Here is a 9,682-nt window from a genome sequence, read left to right as displayed (position 1 = left end):
TAAAGCAGTATTTGATTTGTAAATAAAATCACCATTGACTTAAATATCATTTTTAGCGATCGCTTGTTTTTGATCCGACTTCACAAAATCGCGTTGCTCCCTCCAGTAATCGCAATTTCGGTTTGGTTTTGCGAATTATTGAGAATATAATCCAATGTGCCTGGAATATAAAATTGCAATTTCCCTGATTCAGTAATTTCAGCTTTGAGCGGAGGATCTCCTAAATCTTGTGGGCGTTTAACAGTTTGCCAAGACACTTTAAAAGAACTTTGGACGGTTTCTAATAAACGGTAACGATCTCGGACATCCGAACCAGTACCAAGTAGACTCCGTAGCCCCGTTTTTTTCGACAAATTTTTCTTGATCAGCCCAATGCTTCGATCGACTAACAGGCTAACGCGATTGCCATAACTAATTTGTTCTTGAGGAATTTCTGTACCCTTGACTAACAATACTTGACCGTAACTACCAGGTTCCCCATCTCTACCGTTGCGTCCCGGTTGACCAATAAGGCCATTCTCACAAGTAAAACCTCTCTGCTGTGATAGACCAATATATTTCCAGCCATAGCGGTAGTTTGGATCTAAATTTGGAAGCTGCTGGGGTCGATTTTGTTGTTCGTCATAGAACGCATCACCCGAACAGCGAAATAATTCTCTGTTAATTTCTTGCCACTCGGGATTAGCTACATTGATTTGTTGCGCCATCAATGCCCAAGTGCAATAGTTTACAGTCCAGCGCGGTTGAGTACAGTTACATCCACTACCTGCTTGTCCGCCCTTTCCTGCAATACCTGCCCTCCCGCCCCGATTACGTAACACCACATTCTTGAGTTGAGATAATGACTCAAAGTAAACAGTAGCATTACCGCCATTGCCACCATTACCACCATGACCACCATTACCGCCATTACCGCCTTTAGCACCGCATACATTCACTGTTACATCATCGGGCTGTTGGCATCCAGAAGCTTGTTCACCAGAGGTAGCAGATTCTCCCGCTTCGCCATCTGTACCGGAGAGGTCAATCGGTTGTAGTTCGCTAGCGCGAATTATTTGCTCGGTACCAGAGTTCCCATCTCGTCCAGAGCGACCATCTACCCCATGTCTACCATCTTGGCCAAAAGTTTGTACTTCAGCAGCAACAACATTGACAGCTAGACTGTTAATAATTGTTGCCAAAAGGCATAGTTTGAGAATGTACTGAAGCGGCTGATTAATATTCACACAAGTCAAATAAATTAAATAAAACTTTTGATATAGCAATCCTAAATGAGTTACGAACTGGGGTTTGAGTTGGGTAAAGCCAGTCATCATTGTTTTGTTGGGTACTTTCTTTATATAAGTGCTTTATTGAAGGCAGTGGTTGCTACAAATGAACCACCGACATTTAAACTGCCATTAGAACCAAAAACGATGCCATTGGGATTTACAAAAAACACGTTATGTGCAATTAGTACGAATTAAGCCATCAATCAGGTTACAAAGTTTTTATTATTTAGCAATTAACCTAATAAAATTTCATTTTCAAACTCAAATTTTTCGCAAAAACTTAAAAATTTTACAAACCTTTACAAACATAGCCCTCAAACTACGACGAACGCTACTCATCCCACTTCACCAGCACCCCATCCACACAAACGATACTCCACTGCGTAAATTTAGCCAGCAATTTCTTGATCACAATTTGCAAAGCCGGATCGTCATTCCAGCATTCCTGCAAGAAATCAAAACCCGGATTCTGCCCTGAATTCGCCGCCACTTTGAGTTTCTGCATACGTTCTGGTCGTACATTTGACCGCGCAACTATCGCCTCATCTCATGCGACCATTTTTCGGGATTTGGCACGGGCGCGGCGGAACCTTTATCCTCATCAACTGCTTTGAATCCTACACCTGAAACCGAATTTTCAACCAACAACGTAGCAGAATAACGCTGTTCTATCTGCTCCTGAGTTTGATTAGCGATCGCAGAATTTAAAGATTTTTCATTTTGAGCAACAGGCGCGGCGGAACAAGTACCTTCAAGACAGTCTCTCAACTCAACATTATAGTCCTGCTTTTCAGCCAGTAACGGAACAGGTTGACTCGGTGCAGCATCCACAAGCGCTAGCGTCGTGCAGTCCATTGCCACAGGCAAGTCTATTCTCTTTCTCTGACCCCGACTCTCTGCTAAACTCTGCTTTTAAGGAACCTAAATAACCAAATATTGATAAATGTCGTTAATTCCAAATACATTAGCAACCTTTATGGCTCTTTTCCCCATTGCCAATCCAATAGGTGCAGTTCCGGTTTTTTACACTTTAACAGCAACAGAAACATCATCACAGCGTCATCAGCAAGCATTACAAACTGCTGCCAATGTAGTTTTAGTTTTAGCTGTGTTTTTAGTAGCTGGCAGATGGATACTAGAATTTTTTGGGATTTCACTAAATGTCCTACGGCTAGCAGGTGGATTACTTGTTGCCCATACAGCGTGGGAAATGGTTACAGTTCGTCAACGCCTAACTCCATCAGAAAAGGATGAAGCTATGGAAAAAGAGGATATTTCTTTTACACCAATGGCAGTGCCTTTGATCAGCGGACCTGGAGCAATTGGTGTAGTCACGAGTTTATCGATTAGCTTTAATCATTGGGTAGAGTATCTAGAATCTTTAGTGGGAATTGTTTTAATCGGAATTAGCCTTTACCTGTGTCTTGTCTTAGGAGAGCCATTAATTAAAAGGTTAGGAAGAAATGGTGTAGGAGCCTTAAATCGAGTTTTTGGTTTTTTTATCCTAGCCATTGGTGTACGGTTTATTGCTGATGGCTCTATTTCTTTGTTGAAAGAGGCATTTCCCGTCAAGTAAAATTAGCTTTGCTCTATCGCAAGTTAATAAAAATCCCATCTGAGCAAAACAAGCTGGACGGATTAAGGGTGATTTTAACAGAATCGGCGTGAGCCTCTCTACTTATAATGCTTTTGATTGAATCTAGGAATCAATAATAGAGATTAACAATTGTGAATTTATCAGCGTTAAATTTTTCCGTAGTCTGCGTCAAGATAATCACCAATTTGCTGTAATTGGATGAGGACGTTTTGGGCGTTCTGTCTGTGCAACCCTAAATAAGTTAGGCTATCAAGTCTTAGCAACAGATATAGAAGAAAAACAAGTTACTGCCGCGTTGACAGAAGAAGTTTGTATGCTGAACAGCTTACAAGTACTATATAAGAACAATATCTCAAAATCCCTGATATTCTTCAAAGATTATAATCGAGCATCTATGAAAAGCACGCTCACTGTTAAGCTCTGGTTTGGGATATCACGTAATACAGCATTATTATTTATTTGCTGGATGCTGATCACAGCTTGTAGTAAAAGTAGTAACGTTAGATTAACTCCAGCAAATAATTCCGCAGTAGTAACAAGTGCAGCTAATACTGTTCCTATTGGAATCGCTTTTGCTCAAACCAGTAATGTAGCACTACTAGGTCAAGAGGGAACTGATGGAGTTAAAATTGCCCAGAAGTATTTTAATAACAAAGATGGGATTAATGGTAAACCAATCGAATTAATATTTCAAGATACTGGTGGCGATGAGGTTGGAGCAATTAATGCCTTTGGCAGTTTAATTAATCAAAATAAGGTTGTTGGTATTATTGGTCCTACTCTGTCACAACAGGCATTTAGTGCTGACCCGATAGCAGAACGCAATCAGGTTCCAGTGATTGGTGCATCAAATACTGCTAAAGGCATTCCTGAGATTGGTGATTATATCGCTCGTGTTTCTTCATCTGTTGCAGTCGTCGCTCCTTATGCAGTCAAAGCAGCGCTTAAACAAAATCCTCAAATCAAAAGGGTGGCTGTGTTCTATGCACAAAATGATGCCTTTAATAAATCAGAAACCGAAATTTTTCAGAAAACAGTGAAAGATTTAGGATTAAATTTAGTCACAGTCCAAAAGTTTCAAACTACAGATACCGACTTTCAAGCGCAAGCTAGTAGTGCTATTAATTTAAAACCAGATTTAATAATTATATCTGGATTAGCTGTGGATGGAGGCAATTTAGTCAAACAAGTACGGGAACTTGGTTATCGAGGTTTAATTATTGGCGGAAATGGATTTAATACTTCTCATATATTTTCAGTTTGCAGGATGCTTTGTGATGGTGTAATTATTGCTCAAGCTTATAGTCCTGAATACAAAAATGAAATTAACACTGCTTTTCGTAAAGCTTATGTTGAGCAATATCATCGAGAGCCACCCCAAGTTAGCGCACAAGCTTTTGCTGCTTTACAAGTATATGTAGAAGCATTGCAATCTTTAGACAAAAAAAGCAGGATTAAGGATTTAACTTTACCTCAGTTGCGTCAAGAGTTGAACAAGGAATTACTGAGATTAACTTATCAAACTCCTTTAGGTGAAATTGCTTTTACACCAGAAGGTGATGTAGTTCAAAAACAGTTTTATGTTGCCCAATTAAAGATGGAAGCAAACGGTATTAATGGTAAATTTGCTTTTTTAAATATAAAGTAATTGACAGTGATTGCTCAAGCGCAGAAATTCACTACAGCCGTAATCGCTCCTGATTGTTTACCATTTATGACAGAATCTTATGCAAAAGTCCGTAAAAGCGCACACTCAAGCTGTATCTAGCTTCAACCCTTGCTTTCACTAGCCCTGCCATGCCGCAAGACTTTTCTCACCAGAATCTCAGAGGTCGTTCTTTCAAAGGTCAAAACCTTGCATGGGCAAACTTTAGCTATTCAGATATTAGAGGAGCGGATTTTACGGGTGCAGAGCTAACAAGTGCAAACTTTAGCCATGCTCAAGCTGGTTTGCAGCATCGATGGATAGTTGGACTGCTTGTAACCTCATGTTTATTGTTAGCAATTTCAGGTATTTTTTCAGGATATAGTGCTTATTTTATAACACTTATACTTGATCATAAAAATTCTGAAAATTTCAGTGCTGGACTAACTTCATTAATAGTAGTTACCATCTTTTTCTCTACGGTTATACGCAAAGGGTTATTACTAGGTTTAGGAACGGGACTAGCATCTGGAATTACTATAGGGGCTATTATTGGAGTTACTACTAGAACAGGCTTTGGTGCTGTTATAGGTGTTGGGGTTATTACTGCATCTGTTACCGCAATTGGAGCTTTTGCTAAAGCCTTTGCTGTTGCCTTAGCAATGTCTGTTGCTGAATTTATTGGAGGGTTTATTGCTGTCATTGTTGCTATTGCCGCATCTTTTATCGCCGCAACCACTGTAGCTCAAGCTGGGTCTTTTATAATAAATGAAAATATTCCTGGGTATGTTGCTGGAGCCATTGCTGTATTCAGCTCTTATATTGGCTGGTCTGCTTTTAAAAAATCTCAAGAAGATTCATGGATTAGTTCATTTGCAATTACTTTTGCAACTACAAGAGGCACAAGCTTTCGCAATGCTAACCTAACCAAAGCTAAATTTTGTCAAGCTCTGCTCAAAAGTACTGATCTGCGAAGCTCAATACTCATTGATACCTGTTGGCACAAAGCTAGAAAAATTAATGACATCCGTCCTGGTATAACTTATCTCAAGTATGAACAACTGCGTGAAGTGCTAGTTACAGGTCAGGGACAGGAAAAAATTTTTGATCGCCAAGACTTACGTGGAGTTAACCTCAAAGGAGCAAACCTAATAGATGCCAGCTTCATTGGTACAGACTTAAGCCATGCTAACCTACAAGATGCAGATTTATCCAGAGCCAAGCTAGTACAGACGCAACTGGACGGCACTGATTTTACAGGTGCAACTCTAACCGGAGCATACATTGAAGATTGGAACATCACCACCGATACTAACTTCGACGGAGTACGCTGTGAATGCGTTTATATGCGCCTACCTACTCCAGATAACCCAGACCCGCACCGCAAACCAGACAATCGCCAAGAAGTATTTGGAGATGGAGAGTTTGGGGATTTCATCAAGCCCATCTTCGACACGCTCGACCTGTATCATAGCCAAGGTGTTGACCCAAGAGCGATCGCAATTTCCTTCAAGCAGTTAGCCGAAAATCACCCAGAAGCAGATTTGCGTTTTAGGGTTTTCGGTTTTTGTGGCGCGTTTAGTTGTTGGTGCAACCTGCTGCACTGCTTTGGCGAAGTCGGCGGCAGTGGGGAAGGGTTTTTCTTTGGCTGCGATCGCTACGACTTCGTGTAACTTGTCGGGAGTTTTGACCAGCCGGAGTAGGGGGCGAGTTTGAGAGGGTTTAGTGATTTTTACCCTCAGTTCCTCTGGCAGGGTATCAACTACTTTCTTCGCAGATAGCAAATCTCTGACCCGGCGATATCCCCCGTGTTTGGTCAACTCGCTTTCACAATAGGCTTCAAAACTTATGTGTCCACCATCAAAGTAATAGTGGTTGTCTCGCATAAGGCGCAGTTCATCTATTGCTTGCCACTCAAATCTGTCGATGGCAGTGAAGGTTTCCTGGATACTGGTATTGACAACACTGTAATCGAGTGCTGTTGTTTGTTCTCTGTCTAGTGTCAGCATATCTCTTGCTCACTATGGTAAATGCCTAAAAGTTGGGGTGTTGCAGTTTAACCAAAGTGAACCGAGGAGATACTGAAGGGTGTTTGCCCAAAAATATGTCAGCATTGTAATAAGCTCACTTTGTCGTTAACGGATTGAGCAGGCGATCGCATAGCTTTGACCGGCAGCGATCGCTTTATGCTGCTATATCCTGTGGTTGGGAATTATCAGCTTTAGATTTTAGATATTCCCTTACAGGGATTGGCTTAACCTTTTGTTGTTCTTCTCCTGTGGTATCTGTATCGTCATCTGGGATAAAAACAATTAAATCTCCAGGTTGGCATTCAAGGGCAATGCAGAGTCCATTAAGTCTTTCCCCAGTTAATCGAGGCATTTCATCTGTTCTTCTCAATCGATGAACAGAGTTTTCGTCAATCCCTAAAGCTGCTGCTAGGTCTTTATTCCTAATACGCTTTTTTGCCATTATTTCATTTAACCTCCAAGCAATCATTCGCTTGTCCATGTGACACCTCCATTAGTTTAATCCCCGTCTTGCTTCGATAAATCGACTCTTGGAATACTCATTATTATACATGGTCACAAATCAATAAAACTACGCTTAAAAATAAAAATACCACGTTAAGTGTAGAAAAACCTATTTTAAGTGCTTGACTTTTTTCTACGTCTCGCGTAGTTTTATAAATATAAAGGAGGAAACAAGCGCTAGCCTCCTAGTAAACAAAGAAGTGCTTACTCCCAGATTTAAACTCATTCAACTAACCACAAAACTAAGTGCCACCGGGACTAGCAGCCGTCAGCCAAACTTGTAATGCTCAAGCCAGCGAAGATGATCTCGATGACCTACCAAGTCTTAAAAAACTGGTTATTTAGTGCCATTCGTCTAGAAATCAAAGATTTTACAGCAAAGCTGAATTCATAGAGTGCCTTGTTCCTAACACAGCACTTCCTTACACATCCCCTGATGCTGCTGTCTGCTGTCTTGATAATGCTCTTAGCAACTAGCTTTGATGGCTACGCTAAATCAAGTTTGAGAGCGTTGTGCTAAACCACAGCGTTGTTTACACACATAACAAAAGCGATCGCTACTGTCTGGAAAACTCAGCGATCGCCTTTTATCCAACTGAATGGAGATCAACATTATGACCTACATAACACATACACAGCAAGCAATTCTTAGTTCTTCTCGTGATGAACAAGCCATAGCCCAAGCAGAACTATACAACCACCTCGAAACCCAAGCCGAAGCTGTAGCCCCGACCCAAGACCCCCTGACATCTCGCGATCGCCGCATCATTGGCGAGATTATTCAAGTGAAACCCGAATCAATCCGTACCATCTGGATAGAAAGCGGAATCACAGTATGGGTGCAGTTAGTCGGTGGCGGACGGCTACCCTTCGACCGCAATTGGTTCGCAAAAAGAGTGGCAGAAGTTAAAGCAACGCTACCAGAGACACCACGGGAACGGAATCAGCGATTAGAGACTGAGTTGAAAGAAGCTTGCACTGTTTTCGGTTTGTACCACGGAGAGATTGATTATCTAGTATTCAGCACGAAAGTCTATCGCAATGGGCATTTGGTAGGCTTCATTGGTTGGGATGAAGAGGGTTGGTACGCAAGACCAAGACAGTACGGACTCAATCGCGTGGCTGCTAGTGCTGAACAAGTGATTGCGTTGTTGGGAGTCCGAGCAGCAGTAGCAGCTTAGTTGCTGAAGGTAGAAATGGCGATTGCTTCCCCTAGAGTTATGCAATCGCCTCTACAACGAAATTTAAATCATCATGGCACACCAAATATGATTAGCACACTTCCTCTTCAAGAAGCCCAGTTGGAAGAGTCTCTTGACAAAATACTGTTACCTCCCACCGACCCCAATGCAGAGGTAACACAAATCACTGGATACAAGCTGGTTTACGTAGATGGAGCTTGCCCCAGAACTTATCGAGTATATAAAGCTCATTCGATGATTGGGGTAATATTTCAACACCTTACGCACTGGTCAAATGCTGTAGATAAAATTCGATACGCCGAATCGGTGGATGCAGCAGTCGGGCTGGATGAATTTATGACGATGACAGGCTACTTTACAACGGCTACAGAACAACCGCCCACGGAAGAAGAGTTGCTTGATATTGAATTCGATTCGCTGACAAGTGACGAGTGGGAACGGCTGAAGAGATACGTTCCACAAGAGAAAGATTTGGTTGCAGCGTAAGGAAACGGGTGGGTAGGGCAAACCCACCTGTGTGGCAAGGAGCAAACTTAAATTTTATCCAAATAAAACACCACAACTCATTGAATAAACCAATGGAACCGATAGAAATACTGAAGCAATTCAACTCGTGCTACGTAAATATTCAGGCTATTGCACAAAATGAAACTTGGCTTTTGTTGATTGCGGATAAAAAGATTGATCCAGAGGCAGCAACACACTTGGGCGATGTTCTGCACTATTTGGCTGAGGTGATGGGGTGTGTAGAAGAAATTGTTGAGGTCAAGTTTAATCAGGAGACAGAACCATGAAACTCTATGCAACCAGTATTCCTCAAGCAATACCCAAGTTGGGCAACTGTTATATCGAATAATGCAGGACTGATTGAGGTTGAAATAAATGATAAAGACCCTGGTTTTCACTCAATCATAGAGGAACTATCTACCGAAATTGAACCAGGAATCGTTGGTGTAAAAGCTAGCGATTTATGTAAGAGACTCAGCATTGAAATGGTTGATACTAACGAAGAAAATTAACAATCCATATTTCCCAAAATATAGCCGCATGAAATTCACAACTGTCTCTGTTAGCTACTCTAGGAAATTCAATCTAGGCGATTACGAATCATTGGAAATAGGCTGCTCTCTCTGGGCGCAAGTAGAAGATGGAGAAGACGCGGATGGAATAACCCAATTCCTTTATCAACAAGCTAAAACTTCGGTTAAAGAAGCTGCTATCCCAGTAATTAAAGCTTCTACTCATCAAATGTCAAAAGCCAAAATGTACAAGCACTCTGCGACGAATCAATCTGACGAACTGGATAATTTTTAATCATGACTGAAAGTAAAGGGGAGCAACGCGATTTTGTGAAGTCGGATCAAAAACAAGCGATCGCTAAAAATGATATTTAAGTCAATGGTGATTTTATTTACAAATCAAATACTGCTTTA

Annotated in this window: 12 protein-coding genes and 2 pseudogenes; 9 read left to right on the top strand and 5 right to left on the bottom strand. The window is 41.3% G+C overall.

Annotated features, from left to right (window positions below; genetic code table 11):
- Positions 1 to 80: 80 nt before the first annotated feature.
- The 4 genes and pseudogenes from HWQ37_RS19630 to HWQ37_RS19620 form a co-directional block, all read right to left on the bottom strand.
- Complete coding sequence (locus HWQ37_RS19630) at positions 81 to 1,316, bottom strand: hypothetical protein (protein WP_292749880.1); 1,236 nt, start codon at positions 1,314 to 1,316, stop codon at positions 81 to 83.
- Positions 1,317 to 1,357: 41 nt separating this feature from the next.
- Positions 1,358 to 1,444: pseudogene (locus tag HWQ37_RS34670) on the bottom strand (two-partner secretion domain-containing protein); the annotation flags it as partial.
- 158 nt (positions 1,445 to 1,602) lie between these two features.
- Positions 1,603 to 1,761 (bottom strand): hypothetical protein, encoded by a 159-nt coding sequence (locus tag HWQ37_RS19625; RefSeq protein WP_292749877.1) that lies wholly within the window; start codon positions 1,759 to 1,761, stop codon positions 1,603 to 1,605.
- A 44-nt stretch (positions 1,762 to 1,805) separates the two neighbouring features.
- Positions 1,806 to 2,126 carry a hypothetical protein gene (locus HWQ37_RS19620; protein WP_292749874.1) on the bottom strand — a complete coding sequence of 107 codons (321 nt, stop codon included), beginning with the start codon at positions 2,124 to 2,126 and terminating at the stop codon, positions 1,806 to 1,808.
- A gap of 88 nt (positions 2,127 to 2,214) precedes the next feature.
- Between HWQ37_RS19620 and HWQ37_RS19615 the strand changes: the two genes are divergently transcribed.
- The 4 genes and pseudogenes from HWQ37_RS19615 to HWQ37_RS19600 all read left to right on the top strand — a co-directional run bounded on the left by HWQ37_RS19615 (position 2,215) and on the right by HWQ37_RS19600 (position 6,186).
- Complete coding sequence (locus HWQ37_RS19615) at positions 2,215 to 2,847, top strand: MarC family protein (protein WP_292749871.1); 633 nt, start codon at positions 2,215 to 2,217, stop codon at positions 2,845 to 2,847.
- A 160-nt stretch (positions 2,848 to 3,007) separates the two neighbouring features.
- Positions 3,008 to 3,178, top strand: a pseudogene (locus HWQ37_RS19610) (NAD-binding protein); the annotation flags it as partial.
- Between the two features lie 84 nt (positions 3,179 to 3,262).
- On the top strand, positions 3,263 to 4,516 hold the full coding sequence (locus tag HWQ37_RS19605) for an ABC transporter substrate-binding protein (protein ID WP_292749869.1): 1,254 nt from the start codon (positions 3,263 to 3,265) through the stop codon (positions 4,514 to 4,516).
- Positions 4,517 to 4,665: 149 nt separating this feature from the next.
- Complete coding sequence (locus tag HWQ37_RS19600) at positions 4,666 to 6,186, top strand: pentapeptide repeat-containing protein (protein WP_292749866.1); 1,521 nt, start codon at positions 4,666 to 4,668, stop codon at positions 6,184 to 6,186.
- Between the two features lie 511 nt (positions 6,187 to 6,697).
- On the opposite strand, the gene HWQ37_RS19595 is transcribed toward HWQ37_RS19600, so the two are convergent.
- Complete coding sequence (locus HWQ37_RS19595) at positions 6,698 to 7,012, bottom strand: helix-turn-helix domain-containing protein (protein ID WP_196527024.1); 315 nt, start codon at positions 7,010 to 7,012, stop codon at positions 6,698 to 6,700.
- A 649-nt stretch (positions 7,013 to 7,661) separates the two neighbouring features.
- Between HWQ37_RS19595 and HWQ37_RS19590 the strand changes: the two genes are divergently transcribed.
- The 5 genes from HWQ37_RS19590 (at position 7,662) to HWQ37_RS19570 (ending at position 9,563) form a co-directional block, all read left to right on the top strand.
- On the top strand, positions 7,662 to 8,228 hold the full coding sequence (locus HWQ37_RS19590; protein ID WP_292749863.1) for a hypothetical protein: 567 nt from the start codon (positions 7,662 to 7,664) through the stop codon (positions 8,226 to 8,228).
- 15 nt (positions 8,229 to 8,243) lie between these two features.
- Positions 8,244 to 8,735, top strand: a complete 492-nt coding sequence (locus tag HWQ37_RS19585; RefSeq protein ID WP_292749861.1) for a hypothetical protein — start codon at positions 8,244 to 8,246, stop codon at positions 8,733 to 8,735.
- A 92-nt stretch (positions 8,736 to 8,827) separates the two neighbouring features.
- Positions 8,828 to 9,043 carry a hypothetical protein gene (locus tag HWQ37_RS19580; RefSeq protein ID WP_292749860.1) on the top strand — a complete coding sequence of 72 codons (216 nt, stop codon included), beginning with the start codon at positions 8,828 to 8,830 and terminating at the stop codon, positions 9,041 to 9,043.
- A 6-nt stretch (positions 9,044 to 9,049) separates the two neighbouring features.
- Complete coding sequence (locus HWQ37_RS19575) at positions 9,050 to 9,268, top strand: hypothetical protein (RefSeq protein WP_292749859.1); 219 nt, start codon at positions 9,050 to 9,052, stop codon at positions 9,266 to 9,268.
- Between the two features lie 28 nt (positions 9,269 to 9,296).
- On the top strand, positions 9,297 to 9,563 hold the full coding sequence (locus HWQ37_RS19570; protein ID WP_292749858.1) for a hypothetical protein: 267 nt from the start codon (positions 9,297 to 9,299) through the stop codon (positions 9,561 to 9,563).
- The last annotated feature ends 119 nt before the right edge of the window (positions 9,564 to 9,682 follow it).

Source organism: Nostoc sp. NMS4 (assembly GCF_017115095.1).
In the GTDB taxonomy this organism is placed as follows: domain Bacteria; phylum Cyanobacteriota; class Cyanobacteriia; order Cyanobacteriales; family Nostocaceae; genus Nostoc.
The sequence above is the reverse complement of the archived record's forward strand: the minus strand, read 5'-3'. Positions and strand labels throughout refer to the sequence as shown.